Below are 17,853 nucleotides of genomic sequence, written 5' to 3' on the forward strand. Positions count from 1 at the left end.
AGATCTGAGGCATGAGGGATTATTTGTGCCATGAGTGCGTTCGACGACCTGTATGCCGCCAACGTGAAGTTCGCCGAGACGTTCGGCAACTCCGGCCTCACCGGCCGGGCAGCGCGCGGCCTCGCCGTTGTGACCTGCATGGACTCCCGCATCGACCCGCTCGGGCTCCTCGGACTGAAGCCCGGCGACGCCAAGATCCTGCGCAACGCCGGCGCCCGCGTGACGGACGACGTGCTGCGCACGCTGGTGCTGGCCGTCGTCCTGCTCGGGGTGGAGCGGGTGCTGGTCATGCCGCACACGGACTGCGGGATGGCGAAGGTGACGGACGCGGACGTGCACGCGATGGCGAACGAGCGCGGGATCGACACGCGCAGCCTGGAGTTCCACACGGTGCCGGACCAGAACGAGGCGCTCAAGCACGACCTGACCAGGATCAGGACGTTCCCGTTCCTGCCGTCGGAGATGCCGGTGGGCGGGGCGATCTACGACGTCCACACCGGCAGGCTCACCCCGTCCGACCACTGACCCTGCCGCAGGGGCACCCGGCCCGCCCTGTGGCGCCGGGAACGCCCCTCAGAGGCCCCAGCCCGTGCGAGAAGGGCCCGGACGTGCACGGAGGGGCAGGAGGCACACACGAGCCTCCACGGGGCACCACAGCCCCGCAGAGACCCCAGACCGCCACTGTGACGGCCGGCGTCGCCCTGCACAACACGCCCCCGCCCGCCCGCAGGCTGCCGACGAACGCGCCAGCGCGTCGGCCTGCATGCCAAACGCGCGCCCATAAGCCCGCAAGCGAATGCGCCCGCCCGTAGTCCTACGGGCGGGCGCACGTCAGCGCGTCGGCATGCACGCGAACGTGGCCATCACGCCCTCAAGCCCGGCGGCCCTGAATTCCGGCAACCCCGGAATCCCGGCAGCCTGAATCTCTACATCCACGCCCGCAGACCTGCATCACGCCACACGAACCGCCCGACCCCGAACGCGGGCCGGGCGGGATCGCGACGGCGGAGGACAGCCCCGCCCCGCCGCCCGCAGGCGGCCGGCCGGGCCGGCCAGGCCGGCCAGGTCAGGCGTCGATGTGGTCGCGATCCACCTCGGCCGCGCTGCTGACGATGAACTCCCGCCGCGGCGCGACCTCACTGCCCATCAGCAGGTTGAAGATCCCCTCGGCCCCTTCGGCGTCCTCGATCCGCACCCGCCGCAGGATCCGGTGGCGCGGGTCCATCGTGGTCTCCGCCAGCTGGTCGGCGTCCATCTCGCCCAGACCCTTGTAGCGCTGCACCGGGTCCTTCCACCGCTTGCCGCGCCGCTCCAGGTCGCGCAGCACCTTCTGCAGCTCGGCGTCGGAGTAGCAGTAGATGTACTTCTCCTTGCCCCGCCCCGGGTTGGTCAGCTCGATGCGGTGCAGCGGCGGCACGGCGGCGAACACCCGCCCGGCCTCCACCATCGGCCGCATGTAGCGGTGGAACAGGGTCAGCAGCAGGCAGCGGATGTGGGCGCCGTCGACGTCGGCGTCGGCCATGAGGATGACCTTGCCGTAGCGGGCGGCGTCGATGTCGAACGAGCGCCCGGAGCCGGCACCGACGACCTGGATGATCGCGGCGCACTCGGCGTTCTTGAGCATGTCGCTCACGGACGCCTTCTGAACGTTGAGGATCTTGCCCCGGATCGGCAGCAGCGCCTGGAACTCCGAGTCGCGGGCCAGCTTCGCCGTGCCGAGGGCGGAGTCACCCTCGACGATGAACAGCTCGCTGCGGTCGAGGTCGTCGCTGCGGCAGTCGACCAGCTTCGCGGGGAGCGCGGAGTTCTCCAGGGCGCTCTTGCGGCGCTGGTTGTCGCGGTGCTCGCGGGCCGCGATGCGGGCCTTCGCCGCGGCCACGATCTTCTCCAGCACGGCCCGCAGCGGCTGCTTGTAGCCGCGCGGCGGGTTCGTGAACAGCTCCTTGAGCTCGCGCGAGACCACGTGGGAGACGATGCGGGTGGCCGCGGAGGTGCCGAGCACCTCCTTGGTCTGCCCCTCGAACTGCGGCTCCGGCACCCTGACCGTGACCACGCCGGTCAGGCCCTCGGAGATGTCGTCCTTGGTGACGGGGTCGTCGCCGTTCTTCAGCAGGCGGGTCTCGCGCAGCAGCTCGTTGATCGTGCGGACGAGGCCGCGCTCGAACCCGGTCAGGTGCGTGCCGCCCTTGGGCGTGGCGATCACGTTCACGAACGAGCGCACGGTGGACTCGTAGCTCTTGCCCCAGCGGATCGCCACGTCCACGCTGAGCTCGCGCTGCACCTCGGTGGGCGTCATGTGGCCCTGGTCGTCGAGGACCGGCACGGTCTCGTGGAAGTGGCCGACGCCCTGCAGGCGCAGCACGTCGCAGACGGGCTCGTCGCGGGCCAGGAACTCGGCGAACTCGGAGATGCCGCCCTCGAAGCGGAACTCCTCCTCGATGCGCTCCTCGTGCCTGCTGTCGTAGAGGGCCAGGGTCAGGCCCGGCACCAGGAAGGCGGTCTGCCGCAGGCGTACGTGGATCTCGTCGACCGAGACCTCGGCGTCGGGCAGGAAGATCTGCTTGTCGGCCCAGAAGCGCACCCGGGTGCCGGTGACGTTCTTGGGGAGCTTGGCGCCCAGGCGCAGGCCGGACTTCTTCTTGAACTTGGCCGTCGGCCCCTCGCCGTCGAAGACGCCGGTGACGCCGCGGCGGAAGCTGATCTCGTGGACGAGCCCGTCGCGGTCGACCTCGACGTCCACCCGGGAGGACAGCGCGTTGACCACGGAGGCGCCCACGCCGTGCAGGCCGCCGGAGGCGCCGTACGAGCCGCCGCCGAACTTCCCGCCCGCGTGCAGCTTGGTGTAGACGAGCTCCACGCCGGCCAGGCCGGTCTTCGGCTCGACGTCCACCGGGATGCCCCGGCCGTTGTCGCGGACCTCGATGGAACCGTCCGCGTAGAGCTCTACCTCGATCCGGTCACAGTGGCCGGCCAGCGCCTCGTCGACGCCGTTGTCCACGATCTCCCAGAGGCAGTGCATGAGCCCGCGACTGTCGGTGGACCCGATGTACATGCCCGGGCGTTTCCGCACGGCCTCCAGGCCCTCAAGCACCGAGAGGTGACGAGCCGTGTAACCCGCCTCCACAAGCGTCACTCCAGCTCCCCTGGTCTAGGCATCGAACACGTGTGCGTAGCCTACCGTTCTTCCCCTACGCGCGCGTACAAGCTTGCCATGGCGTCACGTTTGCCGTTACCAACCGGCTGATCGTCATTACTTTGGGACACATTCTGCTCTGGGCGTAGAGAGGGGGCGGTTGGGAACGTCCAGGTCCGGTTAGATGTTGTTCCAAGTGACTGACGCCAGATCCTCGCTTCGGCGGGGGTGACCCGAAAGGCGATACGTGACTGGAGCTCTCGCCCCCGTTAAGCCGCTGACGGCCCTCGACCGCTGCGACCGCTGCGGTGCCCAGGCCTACATTCGCGCGACCCTGCCTGTGGGTGGGGAGCTGCTTTTCTGCGCCCACCATGGGCGTCAGCACATCGCAGCGTTGCGTGAAAAGGGCGCCGACATCCTGGACGAGTCGGCTCGACTCAGCGAAACCTCTTCCATTGCCCCCAACGACGAGCGCTGACCTGCGCTGGTCGTGATGAGATAACCACATATTGCATGAGCAGTACGGCGACCCTGGGGCAGCCCGGGGTCGCCGTTCTGCTTCCACACACGCGCACACCGCATGCTCACACCCCCTCCGCCGCCACCTCCGGCGGCCGCTGAGCCGGCCGGTGACCGCGGCGTGCGATGCCCGCGCGGCATGGTGGTGCCCGCATGGCGTGGACGACCCGCGTGGCATGTGGCGCTCGTGATGATCCGCGTGGCGCGGCCGAGGCGCCTTGCCGCTCGACGTCACCGGACCCGGTAGTGGTACCGCCCCGCGATCTCGAAGCCTTCGCTCCGGTAGAGCGCCTGAGCTCCGGTGTTCGCCGCCGTCACGACCAGGTAGGCGGACCCGAACCCGTCCCCGGCCCGTGCCACCAGAGCCCGCAGCACCCTCCGCGCCAGCCCTCTGCGCCGGGCCTCGGGAAGGGTGGCCATGCAGTAGATCCCGAGCGTGTCGCCCTGCGGGACGGCCCGCCCGACGGCGAGCGGCACGCCGTCCTCCTCGTACGCCGCGTACCAGGCAGGCACCCCTGTGCAGATGCGCTCGGCCTCCTTCTGGCCGCTCCCGTACCGGCCGTCCACCGCCCACCAGGTCTCCAGCCACTGCGGCCACGGCCGTTCCTCGGTCCGGACCTCGCGCGCGGGCTCGCCCTTGGGCGTACCGGCCATCACCAAGGTGGGATCGACCAGCTCGTACCCCCGGCGCTCCAGTTCCTCGTCCAGCCCGGGCGGAGCCGCGAGCCCCAGCGAGAAGACGCAGCGCTGCCCGCGCTCTCCGTAGAACGCCTCCGCCGCGCGGATCGCGCCGTCCAGGTCGGCGGGCATGCTCGTGGCGAGCACGGAGTTGGCGCGCTTCGTCACCCCGTCGGCGCGGCGGAACACCCACCCGTCGTGGGCACGCTGCTCGTACGCGGGCCAGGCCTCATGAACAAGACGGTCGACATCCATCCGCGCAGACTAACCGCCCTGAGGAGCTGCCCGGTCCGCCGGGTAGGGCGCTGGCCTGGGCCAATAAGGTAGGGGGCTGTGTTGATTCTGTTGCCGCCGTCCGAAGGCAAGGCCTCGGAGGGCAGCGGGCCTCCCCTGGGCGAGCTGTCCTTCCCTGCCCTCGACAAGTCCCGCACGCGGGTGCTGAACGCGCTGATCCGCGCCTCCAAGCGCCGCGACGCCCTCGACGTGCTCGGGCTGACGCCGGGGCTGGCGGGCGAGCTGGCCAGGAACGCGGCGCTGAAGACCGCCTCCACCCTGCCCGCCGCCGCGCTCTACACCGGCGTGCTGTACGACAATCTCGGCCTGGACACGCTGGACGAGGAGCCGAGGAGGCGGGCCGAGGAGGCGTTGCTGATCTTCTCGGGGCTGTGGGGTGTGGTGAAGATCACAGATTGGATCCCGCCGTACCGCCTCTCGATGGGCGTCACCCTGCCGCCGATCGGCGGGCTGGCCGCGTTCTGGCGTCCCAGAATCACGAAGGAGCTGGATCGGATTCCGGGGCTGGTGGTGGATCTCCGCTCGGCCACGTACGCGGGGGCCTGGCAGCCGGGCTCGCGCTCGGTGACGGTACGGGTCTTCCGTGACGGGAAGGTCGTCAGCCACATGGCCAAGGCCACCCGGGGCGAGATCGCCCGCGCCCTGCTGTGCCAGGAAGCGGCCCCGGCGAGCCCGGACGAGCTGGCCAAGACCCTCGACGACCTGGGCTACACCGTCGCCCTCGCCGAGCCCTCCCGCCCCACCCGCCCCTGGGTCCTGGACGTTCACGTCACCGACCCGACATGACCTGACGGACTGACCGGCGATTACGGCGAACGCCCGGGCGTGTCGGGTCGCACCGAGACGCCGCGCGCTCGCCCATGCGGGCGGGGTGCCGCGCCGGTCCGCCGTCCACGTCGCGCCGGGACTCCGCCGCGCACCGTCTCACCGACGCGACGCCGAGCCCGAGCGACCGGCCAGGCACCAGGAAGCAACCCCGAGCCTGAGCCGAAACAGGAGCCCGGGCCCGGGTCGCGAAACGCCGCGCGCCCCGCCGGGAACTCCCGGCGGGGCGCGCGGTACGAGCAGATCAGCCCGAACGGGTCTCAGTCCAGGTAGTCCCGCAGGACCTGGGACCGCGACGGGTGACGCAGCTTGGACATGGTCTTGGACTCGATCTGGCGGATGCGCTCACGGGTGACCCCGTAAACCTTGCCGATCTCGTCCAGCGTCTTCGGCTGACCGTCGGTGAGGCCGAACCGCATCGACACGACGCCCGCTTCGCGTTCCGACAGCGTGTCGAGAACGGAGTGCAGCTGCTCCTGCAGCAGCGTGAAGCTGACGGCGTCGGCCGGCACGATGGCCTCGGAGTCCTCGATGAGGTCGCCGAACTCGCTGTCGCCCTCCTCACCCAGCGGGGTGTGCAGGGAGATGGGCTCGCGGCCGTACTTCTGGACCTCGACGACCTTCTCGGGCGTCATGTCCAGCTCGCGGGCCAGCTCTTCCGGCGTGGGCTCGCGGCCGAGGTCCTGCAGCATCTGCCGCTGGACGCGGGCCAGCTTGTTGATCACTTCGACCATGTGGACCGGGATGCGGATGGTCCGCGCCTGGTCGGCCATGGCACGCGTGATCGCCTGCCGGATCCACCACGTGGCGTAGGTGGAGAACTTGTAGCCCTTGGTGTAGTCGAACTTCTCGACGGCCCTGATCAGGCCCAGGTTGCCTTCCTGGATCAGGTCGAGGAACAGCATGCCGCGCCCGGTGTAGCGCTTGGCCAGCGAGACCACGAGCCGGAGGTTGGCCTCCAGCAGGTGGTTCTTGGCACGGCGGCCGTCTTCGGCGATCCACTCCAGCTCGGCCTTGACGTCGACGGGCAGCCCGTCGGTCTCGCCGCCGCCGAGCTGCTCCTCGGCGAACAGGCCCGCCTCGATGCGCTTGGCCAGCTCGACCTCCTGCTCGGCGTTGAGCAGGGGGACCTTGCCGATCTGCTTGAGGTAGTCCTTCACCGGGTCGGCGGTGGCGCCGGCGGCGGCCACCTGGGCCACCGGAGCGTCATCGTCGTCGTCGGAGAGGATGAGGACCTCTTCCTCGGTCTTCTGCGCGGCGGCGACGTCGGCGGCCTTGGGCTCGTCGTCGGATTCGTCGTCGTCGGAGTCACCCTCGGACTCGGACTCGTCCTCGGCGACGATCTCGTCGTCGACTTCGATGTCCTCGAGGTCCTCCAGCTCCACGTCGCCGTCGAGCTCGATGTCCTCGTCGTCGTCCGTCTCGCCCCGCGGGGCCTCGGGCGCCTTCGGCTTGGTGTCGGCAGGCCCAGCGTTCTTCTGCTCGGCCTTCTTGGCGGCGGCGGGTGCCGCGGCCTTCTTCGCCGCCGGGGCGGCCTTCTTGGCAGGGGCCGCCTTCTTGGCGGCCGGCTCGGCTTCGGCGGTGCCCACGACCGCGGTCACGGTCTCGGGCTGCTGCTCTTTGGCGGCCGCCGCTGTCTTGGTCTTGACGGGGGCGGCAGTGCGGCGCTTTGCTGGACCACGAGACTTCTTCGGCGCAGCCGAATCCGCGGCGGTCACCACCACGGTCACGCCCTCTTTGCTGAGGTTCCGCAAGAACGCGGCGGCGTGCGACATGGGGATGTCCGCCTCCTCGAAGGCCTGACGGACATCCTCAGACTCGAGGAAACCCTGCGAGCGCCCACGCTCGAGCAGTCGCTGAATGACGGGCTCGTTCAGCTCTTGTGGCTTCGAGCGAGTCGAACTTGCAGGCGACACGAACACCTCTCGAACGAACGCGTGGCGACAATGGACCCAGATGCCCGCTGGGGGGCTGTTGCCTCTCTCGGAGATCGGTGAGGCCGTGCGGACCGCGACGGACCTGCACAGCATTGTGGCACGACCCCGCACTCCATACGGCCACCTCCCGGCGGTTGACCTCCACCCTAGGCCGACCGAGACAGTAGTGCGTACGTAAGCGGGGCACTGATACCCGAAAGCAACCGTTATGACTGTTTCATTCAGTCACTCTTCGTGGCTGGTGGGACGTGGATTGCGAGCGCGGTAACGTCATCATCCTGTTCATATCCAGACAACATCCGGTCAACCAGGAAGTCCAGCAGCATGTGAGGACTACTCACCACCTCAGGCGGCGCTTCGGTCACAACACTGCAAATCTCTGCGAGCCCGGCATCCAGCCCACGCTTCCGGTTCTCGACGAGTCCGTCGGAGTAGAGCACGGCGGTATGGCCGGGCGGCACCACGAACCGGAACTGCCTTCGGCTGGTCGGCCAGCCTAGCGGAGTGCCCGGCTCGGCGTCGCAGAGGATCGCCGTGCCCTGTGGCGAGACCAGGACGGGTGGCGGGTGACCGGCCAGGGCCAGCGTGCCCTCGCCGGTGACGGGCTCGACCACCATGTACGCCAGCGTCGTGACCTGCTCTTCCTCCTCCGTGGCCTCGAAGACCCGGTCGAGACCGGTGAGCACGGCCGCGGGCGGCGGGTTGGTCAGCGCCAGGGCGCGCATGGCGTTGCGGATGCGGCCCATCCCCGCGGCCGCCTTGACGCCCTTGCCCATGACGTCGCCGACGACCGCCGCGACACGCCCGTCCTGCAGCACGAACGCGTCATACCAGTCGCCGCCGACCTGCACGTGGCGGCTGCCGGAGCGGAAGCGCTGGGCCAGCACCAGGCCCTTGACCACCGGCAGGCGGTCGGGCAGCAGGCTGCGCTGCAGCGTCTCGGCGGTGCGGTGCTCGCGCTCGAAGAGCGTGGCCCGCTCCACCGCGAGCGCGCACTGGCCGGCCAGCGCCTCCAGGAAGACGCCGTCCTCCTGGGAGATCTTCTGCGGCCTGGTGAAGGAGAACCGGAGCGCTCCCAGGGCGCGTCCCGCGGCCAGCAGCGGCAGGCCCACCCAGGCCCGCTCGTCGCCGTGGGCGAGGAACCCCGCCAGCACCTCCTCGTCGCCGCCCGCCTCCAGGAGCTGCGCCTTCAGCGACTCGGGCGACTCGGCGAACACGGGCCGGCGGCTGTTGACGGCCATGGTCATCACGTTGGAGTGGGACAGCGGGATCTCGTCGCCCGTCGCCCCGGAAGCCTCCAGGATGCCCTCGCCGTTGATCAGCTTGAGCGCGGCGCGGTCGGTGTCGAGCAGCGCGACCGCCGAGCGGTCCGCGGCCAGCGCGGTGCGGCCGACGTCGATGATGACCTGCACCACCTGCTCGACCGTCAGCGCCTCCGCCAGCATGGCGGTGGCGCCCTGCAGCCGGGCGGTGCGCAGGGCGGCGGCGCCGAGCTGGTCGGTCAGCCTGCCGCGCATCTCCTCGGCCTCGCGTTGCGGCGTGACGTCGGTGTTGGCACCGACCCACTCGACCACCCTGCCGTGGCGGATGATCGGCACGGCGCGCACCTCGAAGTGGCGGTAACCGCTGGCGCGGGTGCGCACGCGGTAGTTCCACTCGAACATGGTGCGCCCGCGCAGGGCCTCGCGCCACGCCTCCTCGGTCTGCTGGCGCTCCTCGGGGTGCACGACCTCCAGCCAGCCGCTGGCGAGGTACTCCTCCAGGCCCTGGCCGGTGATGGCGCGCCACTGCGGGGCGTCCTCGACGACCGCGCCGGTGGGCGAGGTGATCCAGACGAGCTGGGACTGCGCCTCGACCAGCGAGCGGTAGCGCTCCTCGCTGCGGCGCAGCGCCTCCTCGGTCTGGCGGCTCTCGGTCACGTCGAGGCCGACCAGCGCGATGGCGCGCAGCTCGCCGGCGTCGTCGTGGACCGGCGAGAACGACAGCGACCAGTGCCGGGTGTCGCCCTCGGCGGAGCGCACCCGCACGCGGCCCTCGGTCACGGGCGCGTCGGTCTCGATGACGGCCTGGACGGCGTGGGTGATGATCTGGCTGAGGTCGGCGGCCAGCACCTCGACGGGCTGACGGCCCACCATGCGCTCCGCGGGCACGTTGACGACATCGCTGAACACGTCGTTGACCCGCTGGATGCGGCTGTCGGCGTCGAAGAACGCGAAGGCGAACTCTGCCTCCGACAACATGCCCTTGAAGAGGGCGGAGTCTGAGATGTCCACATCCGACTCCCGGGGACGGGGAACGGAGGTCTCGGCGCTCATGGTCCGCACCTCCGTCGCGTGCCAGGGTCTCCCACGCGGCACATCTCCATAACTGTGTATCGGCGTAGCGCAGCTCCGGGCGACCGGATCCTGCAGTACATCATCGACGATGGGCATGTACGGACGGAAGCCCCCGCCGCGGCCCGGTCGCCTCTAGGGTCTACGCATCCTGTCAAAGTCGCTCCACATTGCGCAGCAAGATCAGGTTACAGCGTCAGATCGCCGGGGCCGGATCGCCGGGGCGGACGCCCGTCAGGCTACTGGCCCTACTCGCTCTTCGCCGCCCGCTTGGCCTCCTGCTTGGCGGCCCGCACGCGGCCGAGGCTGTCGGCGTCGACCACGTCGGCGACCGACCGGTGTGACCCCTTCTCGCCGTAGAGCCCGGCCGCCTCACGCCAGCCTGACGGCTGGACCCCCAGCTGCTTGCCCAGCAATGCCAAAAAGATCTGGGCCTTCTGCTTGCCGTATCCCGGCAGGGCCATGAGTCGTTTCAGCAACTCTTTGCCGTCGCCGGCGTCGGCCCAGATCTTCTCCGGCTGCCCGTCGTAGTGCTCGACGAGATAGGCCGCGAGTTGCTGGACCCGGCCCGCCATGGACTTGGGATAGCGGTGCACGGCCGGCTTCTCCGCCAGCAGCGCCACGAACGCCTCGGGATCGTAGGAGGCGATCTCCTCCGCCGTGAGGTCGTGCCCGAGCCGCTGGGAGATCGTGTAGGGCCCCGTGAACGCCCACTCCATGGGGATCTGCTGGTCGAGCAGCATGCCGACGAGCAGGGCGAGCGGGCTGCGGCCGAGGAGCTCGTCTGCCTCGCTCCGCTGGGCGAGCTGGATGCGCATGGAGACAGCTTCGCACGAAAGCCCGCCGGGTGAAGTGAACACAGGCGTCGTGGAGCCTTGACACCAGCCCGAGAAAAGGTGAAATGAGAGCGCAAGTCGCCCTGCAGACATTCCTGGGGGTTTGCCCCCCGGCCTCCAGAGGAATCTCACTCCTATGCTCGCTCTGGCCACACGGTTCCTGCGGGAGCCGGTCAGTCTCAGGCTGGCCGAAGAGTTCCTTACCGTACCCGTGGACACGATCGACCGCTGCGTGGCCGACGTGTGCGCGTGCGCCCAGCACCTGGGCATCTCCGCCACGCCCGAGATCGTGGAACGCATCGCGCGCGAGCACCTGCTCGCGATCGTGAACTCGGCGCCTCCTCCCCGGAGCCTCCGCTAGGGCGTCCGCGGAAGGCGACGGTGCCCGCGTCGGCGTGCCCGCCGATAACATCGGGGTCACCGGGCCGTGTTCTCCGCACCGTTCGCGCCTGGAATACGAGAGAGTGAGGGTGTGCGCCGACACCGACGAGATCCCCGGGAGAGCACCCCGCCAGACGACGTGTTCAAGGAGATGGTGCAGGCGGCCCGCGAGCTGCTGGCCGTACGCACCCCTCTCGACGCGGAGCTGATGGTCTCCGACATGATCGGAGCCTGGTGGGGCAGGCGGGTCAGGGGCGGCGACGTCGAGCAGGTGCTCGGTGAGGGGCTGGTCGACTACGCGGCCAAGGCCGGCACGCCGGCCTCGCTGACGTTGCTGATCTGCCTGGCCTACCTCGGCACGGCCCGGCAGGGCGCCAAGGCCGAGGGCGCGGCGCTGGCGATGATGGAGTCCGGCGTGGCCAGGCCGGGCTGGGCCGACCGGGTGGGCGCGGTCAAGCCGGCCGGCTGCTACGTCTCGCGCGACGCGTACGGCGACCAGGACACCGTGATCTGCACCTTCGCCTACCGCTGGAACGACAGCGACCAGCCGATCGACCGCCACGCGCTGGTCATGGTGGTCGACCACAACATGAGCGGCATGGCGCGCGACGCCTGGGTGTCCTCCCAGGTCGACAAGCTGCTGGAGCAGGCCAGGGCCGAGGCGGCCGGCAACCCGCTGCTTTTGTTCGAGGAGATCCAGCCCGAGCAGGCCAGGGCGCTGCTGGAGTCGGCGATGAAGGCCACCAGGGAGCCGAAGACGCCGCCGCCGGTGAGCGACAGCTACAGCGCCTACCACGCCTTCGCCCGCGCCCGGCTCAAGGCGCTGCCGCCGGGGCGCAAGCGGCCCGCGCCGCTGCACATCGAGGCCCCGTACAGCAGGGAGCGGCGGGCCATGCTGGCGGCGGAGTTCCTGGCCTCCGACGCGGCCGAGCACCTGTCCGACCCGTCGGCGGCCTCGCGCTGCGCCGACCACATCATCGACTACGGGTGCGAGCAGGACTTCAACCGGCCGCTGCGGGTGAGCCCGACCAAGTGCGAGACGTTCCTGCTCGACTGGCTGCCGCGCAAGGTGATGCTGAGCGTGGCCGAGCAGGAGGCGATGCCGCACGTGCTGTCGGCGTGGGTGCGCTTCGCCGCCCACCGCACGGGGCTGCCCGAGCAGGGGCTGAAGGCCACGCTCGACGCGGTGTGGGAGGCGATCGGGAAGTTCCCCGAGGCCTACCGGGATCCGACGTCGTTCGGGTTGGACCGGCCGCTGCTGGAGCGGCTGCTGCCCGACGGCGACCTGTCGGCGCTGGCCAGGCGGGCCTTCGCGTTCCCCTATTTGCAGGGCACGCACAACGGGATCGACCTCGACCAGCTCGACCCGGCCGACCAGGCCGACCGGCGCACGTTACTCGAGATCGACCATGGCGGCGCGATCGACCAGGAGCACCTGGCCTGGCACGAGGAGATCGCGACCAGGCTGTGGGACGGCGATCCGCCGCAGCTCTGGGAGGCGGCGCAGCGCCTGCTCGACCTGGGGCACGACCGCCACGACGTGCTCCACGTGCTGATCGAGATCGCCGAGCGGATCGGCGGCGACCCGGAGGAGCTGGCGGCGGCCCTCGACGACATCGCCGACATCCCGGACGAGTTCTGACCATGGCCATGTACGAGCGGCTGAGCGAGGGCCGTTACCTGGCCTCCGAGCACACGCAGGGCCCGTGGGACCCGCGCGCCCAGCACCTGGGACCGGTCACCGCGCTCGTCACGCACGAGCTGGCGCGGACCGCGCCGCGCCCGGGGCTGGAGCTGTCCAGGCTGGTGGTGGACGTGTTCGCCCCCGTGCCCGTGGCCGAGCTGGAGGTGGCGACCGAGGTCGTCCGCGACGGCAAGCGGGTGCAGTGCCTGTCGGCGAGCGTGTCGTCCGGCGGCCGCGAGTTCGTCAGGGCCACCGCGTGGCGCATCCGCGAGGCCGACACGCCGCCCACGCCGGTCAGGGAGGCCCCGCCCATCCCGCCGCGCGAGGAGCGGCCCGAGCGGTCGTGGCTGCAGTCCGGCTTCGGGTACGGCAAGGCGCTCGACTGGCGCTTCGTCGCCGGCGGCGCGGCCGAGCCCGGCCCGGCCACCGCGTGGGGCAGGCTCACGATGCCGCTGGTGGCGGGCGAGGAGCCGGCCCCGGTGGAGCGGGTCGCGGTGTTCGCCGACAGCGGCAACGGCATCAGCTTCGCCCTCGGCTTCGACACCCACGTGTTCGTCAACGTGGATCTGACGATCTCGCTCTTCCGCGCGCCGGTCGGCGAGTGGGTCTGCATGGACGCCGAGACCGTCATCGGCCCGTCGGGCCGCGGCCTGACCCGTTCGACGCTGTTCGACGTGGCGGGCGAGATCGGTACGGCCACGCAGACGCTGTTCGTCGCGCCGAGGCAGGGGTAACCGCCATGATGGACGCATGGTGATCGACCTCAACGCGGACCTGGGCGAGGGTTTCGGCATCTGGAAGCTGGGCGACGACCTCGCCCTGCTCGACATCGTCACGAGCGCCAACGTGGCGTGCGGATTCCACGCGGGCGACCCGGTGACGATCAGGCGCACGTGCGCGGCGGCCGTCGACCGGGGCGTGGCGATCGGGGCGCAGGTGTCCTACCGCGACCTGGCCCACTTCGGGCGCAGGGAGATGGACGTGGAGCCGGAGGAGCTGTGCGCCGAGGTGCTCTACCAGCTCGCCGCCGTCGACGGCATCGCCAGGGCGATGGGCGGCCGGGTCTCCTACGTCAAGCCGCACGGCGCCCTGTACAACCGGATCTGCCGCGACGAGGGCCAGGCGACGGCGGTGATCGAGGCCGTGGCCGACTACGACCCGTCGCTGCCGGTGCTCACGCTGCCCGGCTCCGTCGTGCACAAGGTGGCGGCGGCCGAGGGCGTGCCGACGGTGAGCGAGGCGTTCGCCGACCGCGCGTACACCCCCGCGGGGACGCTGGTGCCGCGCCGGGAGCAGGGCGCGGTGATCCACGACGCCGCCGCGGTGTCCGCCCGGGCCCGTCAGATGGCCGTGGAAGGCTCTGTGACGGCCGCTGACGGGAGTTCCGTGCCGATTGCAGCGCGTTCCATCTGCGTCCACGGAGACACGCCTGACGCCGTCAGGCTGGCGCAGGGAGTGCGTGACGAGCTGCTGGCGGCCGGGGTGGTCCTGCAGGCGTTCGCGTGATCCGGACGGCCGGGGAGCACGCGCTGCTCGTGGAGACCGGGTCGCTGGAGCTGTCGCACCGGCTCGACGCGGCGCTGCGGGCGCGCGGGCCGGAGGGGATCGTGGAGATCGTGCCGGGGCCGGAGACGGTGCTCGTGGTGGCTCCCGGGGTGGATCAGGCCGGCTTGCGGGCGCGGCTGGAGCAGGTCGCGTGCGCGGAGCGGGACCGGGCCGTGGCGGGCGCCGGTGAGGGGCAGCCGCTCGTGACGATTCCCGTCGTCTATGACGGGGCGGATCTCGATTCCGTGGCGGAGCTGGCCGGGATCTCCGTCGAGGAGGTGGTCGCGCGGCACACCGGGCGGGAGCTGGTGGTGGGGTGGCTGGGGTTCGCCCCCGGGTTCGCCTATCTGACCGGGCTGGATCCGGTGCTGGAGACGCCGCGGCTGGACACGCCGCGCACGTCGGTGCCGGCCGGGTCGGTGGCGGTGGCGGGGCCGTACTCCGCGGTGTATCCGGCGGCCTCCCCCGGCGGGTGGCGGCTGATCGGGCGCACGCCGGTGCGGGTGTGGGACGTGGCGGGCGATCCGCCGTCGTTGTTCCGGCCGGGCATGCGGGTGCGGTTCGAGGCGGCATGATCGAGGTCGTCACCCCGGGGCCGTACGCGACCGTCCAGGATCTGGGCCGGCCCGGTCACGCCCATCTGGGGGTGCCGCGGTCGGGGGCGGCCGACGCGCCGAGCCTGCGGCTGGCCAACCGGCTGGTCGGCAACGCCGAGAGCCTGGCCGGGATCGAGCTGACGTTCGGCGGGGCACGGCTGCGCTTCCTCGACGGGGCGTGGGCGGCGCTGGCCGGGGCGCCGCTCGCCGGGGCGGACATGGGAGCGCCGTTCTGGGTGCCCCCGGGCGGCGAGCTGCGGCTGGGGGCGCCGGCGTGGGGTCTGCGCACGTATCTGGCGGTGCGGGGCGGGATCGCGGTCGAGGCCGTGCTGGGCAGCCGCTCCACCGACTCGCTGTCGGGGCTGGGGCCGGAGCCGCTGCGGGCGGGCACGCTGCTGCCCGTGGGGCCGCCGGAGGGCGCGATCTCGGTGGACCTCGCGCCGCTGCCCGGCCCGCGGGCGGCGGTGCTGCGCGTCCTGCCGGGGCCGCGGGACGACTGGTTCGTGCCGGAGGCGATGGCGGAGCTGTGCGGGCAGGCGTACACGGTGACGCAGGACAGCAACCGCGTCGGCGTGCGCCTGCGCGGCCCCCGGCTGGAGCGGGCCAAGGAGGGCGAGCTGCCCAGCGAGGGCATGGTGGCCGGGGCCGTGCAGGTGCCGCCGAGCGGGCAGCCGATCGTGTTCCTGACCGATCATCCGCCGACGGGCGGATATCCGGTGATCGGCGTCGTGCGCGGCGCCGATCTGCCGGTCCTCGCCCAGCTCAGGCCGGGCGAGGAGGTACGGTTCACAACTCGACGTGGCCCGTGACGCAGGTGATCACGTCACCGCCCACCCGGACGGCGTCGTCGGAGCCGACGGAGATGTCGACGCGGCCCGCGCGGCCGATCGCGGTGCCCTGCGCGGCCACGTACGGGGCCTTGGCGCGGCCCGTGCGCAGCAGCCACTCAGCCAGCGAGCCGTTCAGGCTGCCCGTCACGGGGTCCTCCACCGTGCTGCCCTGAGAGGGGAAGAACGCCCGCACCTCGAACGCGCACGGCGAACCCTCGGGATACGGCCCCACCACGCCGATGTCGTGCGGCACCGTCCGCGGGCGCAGCGCGAGCACGGCCTCGGCGTCCTTGAGCAGCACGCCCACCCAGCCGGGGCCGTTGTCGACCCACTCGGCGTCCACGACGTCCTCCCGCGTGATGCAGAGCGACTCGACGATCTGCTCCAGGAGCTCCTCCTCCACGGGCCCGGAGCGGACCAGTGGCGGCGTCCGGAAGGCCAGCCCCGCGTCCGTGGCGTCCACGAGCACGAGCCCGGCGCCGCACTCCTGCACGATCTGGCCCTCCTTGCGCGGCTCGCCGCCGGCCTCCAGCCAGGCGTGGCAGGAGCCCAGCGTGGGGTGCCCGGCGAAGGGCAGCTCGGTGTCGGGGGTGAAGATGCGGACCCGGTAGTCGGCCTCCCCCGTGGTCGGCGGCAGCAGGAAGGTGGTCTCCGACAGGTTCGTCCACCGGGCGAAGCTCTGCATCTCCTCCGTGCTCAGCCCCTCGCCGTCGATCACGACCGCTAGCGCGTTTCCCGTGTACGGGCGGCCGGAGGCGAACACGTCAACCTGCGTGAATCTGCGCAACATACTCCGGAGTCTCCCAGACAGGTCTTTCCCCGGTGACACGCCGCCCGCAAACTGGACGGTGTGGCGGACTTTGATGTTGTGGTCCTGGGCTCCGGCCCAGGTGGGCAGAAGGCCGCGATAGCGGCGGCGAAACTCGGCAGGCGCGTCGCGATCGTCGAGAAACGGAACATGATCGGCGGCGTGTGCATCAACACGGGGACGATCCCGTCGAAGACCCTGCGCGAGGCCGTCCTGTACCTCACCGGGCTCAACCAGCGGGAGCTGTACGGCGCCAGCTACCGCGTCAAGGACGACATCACGGTCGCCGACCTCGGGATGCGCACCCAGCACGTGATCGGCCGCGAGGTCCAGGTGATCCGCAGCCAGCTCGCCCGCAACCGCGTGACGGTGCTGCAGGGCACCGGCCGCTTCCTCGACGAGCACACGATCGGGGTCACCGGCGAGGAGGAGAAGAAGGTCTCCGCCGACAAGATCGTGATCGCCACGGGCACCTCCCCCGCCCGCCCGTCCAGCGTCGAGTTCGACGACAGGACGGTGATCGACTCCGACGCCATCCTGCACCTCGACAAGGTGCCCGAGACGCTGGTCGTGGTGGGCGCCGGGGTGATCGGCATCGAGTACGCCTCCATGTTCGCCGCGCTCGGCACGAAGGTGACGGTGGTGGAGCGGCGCGAGCGCATGCTGGAGTTCTGCGACCTGGAGATCGTCGAGGCGCTCAAGTACCACCTGCGCGACCTGGCGGTGACCTTCAGGTTCGGCGAGAGCGTGGCGGCCGTCGAGCGCCGCCCGCGCGGCGCGCTGACCCTGCTGGAGAGCGGCAAGAAGATCCCCGCCGACTGCGTCATGTACTCGGCGGGCCGCCAGGGCAAGACGGCCGAGCTGAACCTGGAGGCCGCCGGCCTGACCGCCGACGACCGGGGGCGGATCAAGGTGGACGAGAACTACGCCACCGAGGTGCCGCACATCTACGCCGTGGGCGACGTGATCGGCTTCCCCGCGCTGGCGGCCACGTCGATGGAGCAGGGGCGGCTGGCCGCGCAGCACGCGTGCGGCGAGCCGGCCGGCGACCTGCACGACCTGCCGCCGATCGGGATCTACACCATTCCCGAGATCAGCTTCGTCGGGAAGTCGGAGGACGAGCTGACCCGGGACAAGGTGCCGTTCGAGGTGGGCATCTCGCGTTACCGGGAGCTCGCCCGGGGGCAGATCATCGGCGACTCGTACGGGATGCTCAAGCTGCTGGTGTCCTCGGAGGACCGGCGGCTGCTGGGCGTGCACGTGTTCGGCACGCAGGCGACGGAGCTGGTGCACATCGGGCAGACGGTCATGGGCTGCGGCGGGACCGTCGACTACCTGGTCAACGCGGTGTTCAACTATCCGACGCTGGCGGAGTCGTACAAGGTGGCGGCGCTGGACGCGATGAACAAGATGCGGACGGTGGCCCGGCTCACCGCGGAGATGTGAGCCGGGCC

General features: G+C 71.0%; 16 protein-coding genes. 10 read left to right on the forward strand and 6 right to left on the reverse strand.

The window, feature by feature from the left end; translation table 11 throughout:
- The first annotated feature begins 30 nt into the window (after positions 1-30).
- Entirely contained in the window at positions 31-525 is a 495-nt protein-coding gene (locus ACBJ32_RS17445; protein ID WP_357867602.1) for a carbonic anhydrase, read from the forward strand.
- A gap of 541 nt (positions 526-1,066) precedes the next feature.
- On the opposite strand, the gene ACBJ32_RS17450 is transcribed toward ACBJ32_RS17445, so the two are convergent.
- Entirely contained in the window at positions 1,067-3,133 is a 2,067-nt protein-coding gene (locus tag ACBJ32_RS17450; protein WP_357867599.1) for a DNA topoisomerase IV subunit B, read from the reverse strand.
- A gap of 247 nt (positions 3,134-3,380) precedes the next feature.
- Between ACBJ32_RS17450 and ACBJ32_RS17455 the strand changes: the two genes are divergently transcribed.
- Complete coding sequence (locus ACBJ32_RS17455; RefSeq protein ID WP_192786721.1) at positions 3,381-3,611, forward strand: hypothetical protein; 231 nt, start codon at positions 3,381-3,383, stop codon at positions 3,609-3,611.
- Positions 3,612-3,883: 272 nt separating this feature from the next.
- Here ACBJ32_RS17455 and ACBJ32_RS17460 read toward each other — a convergent pair whose 3' ends face one another.
- The gene (locus tag ACBJ32_RS17460; protein WP_375127613.1) at positions 3,884-4,585 is read right to left on the reverse strand and encodes a GNAT family N-acetyltransferase; all 702 of its coding nucleotides are present in this window, start codon (positions 4,583-4,585) and stop codon (positions 3,884-3,886) included.
- Between the two features lie 78 nt (positions 4,586-4,663).
- Here ACBJ32_RS17460 and ACBJ32_RS17465 point away from each other — a divergent pair, with 78 nt between their 5' ends.
- The gene (locus ACBJ32_RS17465; protein ID WP_375127614.1) at positions 4,664-5,410 is read left to right on the forward strand and encodes a YaaA family protein; all 747 of its coding nucleotides are present in this window, start codon (positions 4,664-4,666) and stop codon (positions 5,408-5,410) included.
- Between the two features lie 299 nt (positions 5,411-5,709).
- Here ACBJ32_RS17465 and ACBJ32_RS17470 read toward each other — a convergent pair whose 3' ends face one another.
- From ACBJ32_RS17470 to ACBJ32_RS17480, 3 genes are all read right to left on the reverse strand, one after another.
- A complete protein-coding gene (locus ACBJ32_RS17470; protein ID WP_357867590.1) occupies positions 5,710-7,365 on the reverse strand; it encodes an RNA polymerase sigma factor in 1,656 nt (551 codons plus the stop codon).
- Between the two features lie 242 nt (positions 7,366-7,607).
- A complete protein-coding gene (locus ACBJ32_RS17475) occupies positions 7,608-9,701 on the reverse strand; it encodes a SpoIIE family protein phosphatase (RefSeq protein WP_357867587.1) in 2,094 nt (697 codons plus the stop codon).
- A gap of 266 nt (positions 9,702-9,967) precedes the next feature.
- Entirely contained in the window at positions 9,968-10,537 is a 570-nt protein-coding gene (locus ACBJ32_RS17480) for an HhH-GPD-type base excision DNA repair protein (protein ID WP_375127615.1), read from the reverse strand.
- A gap of 154 nt (positions 10,538-10,691) precedes the next feature.
- On the opposite strand from ACBJ32_RS17480, the gene ACBJ32_RS17485 reads away from it, so the two are divergent.
- The 6 genes from ACBJ32_RS17485 to ACBJ32_RS17510 all read left to right on the forward strand — a co-directional run bounded on the left by ACBJ32_RS17485 (position 10,692) and on the right by ACBJ32_RS17510 (position 15,570).
- Positions 10,692-10,916, forward strand: a complete 225-nt coding sequence (locus tag ACBJ32_RS17485) for a hypothetical protein (protein ID WP_080046301.1) — start codon at positions 10,692-10,694, stop codon at positions 10,914-10,916.
- 171 nt (positions 10,917-11,087) lie between these two features.
- The gene (locus tag ACBJ32_RS17490) at positions 11,088-12,578 is read left to right on the forward strand and encodes a hypothetical protein (RefSeq protein ID WP_375127768.1); all 1,491 of its coding nucleotides are present in this window, start codon (positions 11,088-11,090) and stop codon (positions 12,576-12,578) included.
- A gap of 2 nt (positions 12,579-12,580) precedes the next feature.
- Entirely contained in the window at positions 12,581-13,354 is a 774-nt protein-coding gene (locus tag ACBJ32_RS17495; protein WP_375127616.1) for a thioesterase family protein, read from the forward strand.
- Between the two features lie 16 nt (positions 13,355-13,370).
- Entirely contained in the window at positions 13,371-14,126 is a 756-nt protein-coding gene (locus ACBJ32_RS17500; RefSeq protein ID WP_375127617.1) for a LamB/YcsF family protein, read from the forward strand.
- Positions 14,123-14,740 carry an allophanate hydrolase subunit 1 gene (locus ACBJ32_RS17505; RefSeq protein ID WP_375127618.1) on the forward strand — a complete coding sequence of 206 codons (618 nt, stop codon included), beginning with the start codon at positions 14,123-14,125 and terminating at the stop codon, positions 14,738-14,740. The genes ACBJ32_RS17500 and ACBJ32_RS17505 overlap by 4 nt, the downstream gene beginning before the upstream one ends.
- Positions 14,737-15,570, forward strand: a complete 834-nt coding sequence (locus ACBJ32_RS17510; protein WP_375127619.1) for a biotin-dependent carboxyltransferase family protein — start codon at positions 14,737-14,739, stop codon at positions 15,568-15,570. Before ACBJ32_RS17505 ends, ACBJ32_RS17510 begins: the two co-directional genes overlap by 4 nt.
- Here the strand turns inward: ACBJ32_RS17510 and ACBJ32_RS17515 are convergent.
- The gene (locus ACBJ32_RS17515) at positions 15,548-16,381 is read right to left on the reverse strand and encodes a PhzF family phenazine biosynthesis protein (RefSeq protein WP_375127620.1); all 834 of its coding nucleotides are present in this window, start codon (positions 16,379-16,381) and stop codon (positions 15,548-15,550) included. The genes ACBJ32_RS17510 and ACBJ32_RS17515 overlap by 23 nt on opposite strands.
- Positions 16,382-16,441: 60 nt before the next feature.
- Here ACBJ32_RS17515 and sthA point away from each other — a divergent pair, with 60 nt between their 5' ends.
- Positions 16,442-17,845: a Si-specific NAD(P)(+) transhydrogenase gene (gene sthA, locus ACBJ32_RS17520; protein WP_375127621.1), complete on the forward strand. Its 1,404-nt coding sequence runs from the start codon at positions 16,442-16,444 to the stop codon at positions 17,843-17,845.
- The last annotated feature ends 8 nt before the right edge of the window (positions 17,846-17,853 follow it).

It is taken from the genome of Nonomuraea sp. GTA35, assembly GCF_041950525.1.
Lineage (GTDB): Bacteria > Actinomycetota > Actinomycetes > Streptosporangiales > Streptosporangiaceae > Nonomuraea.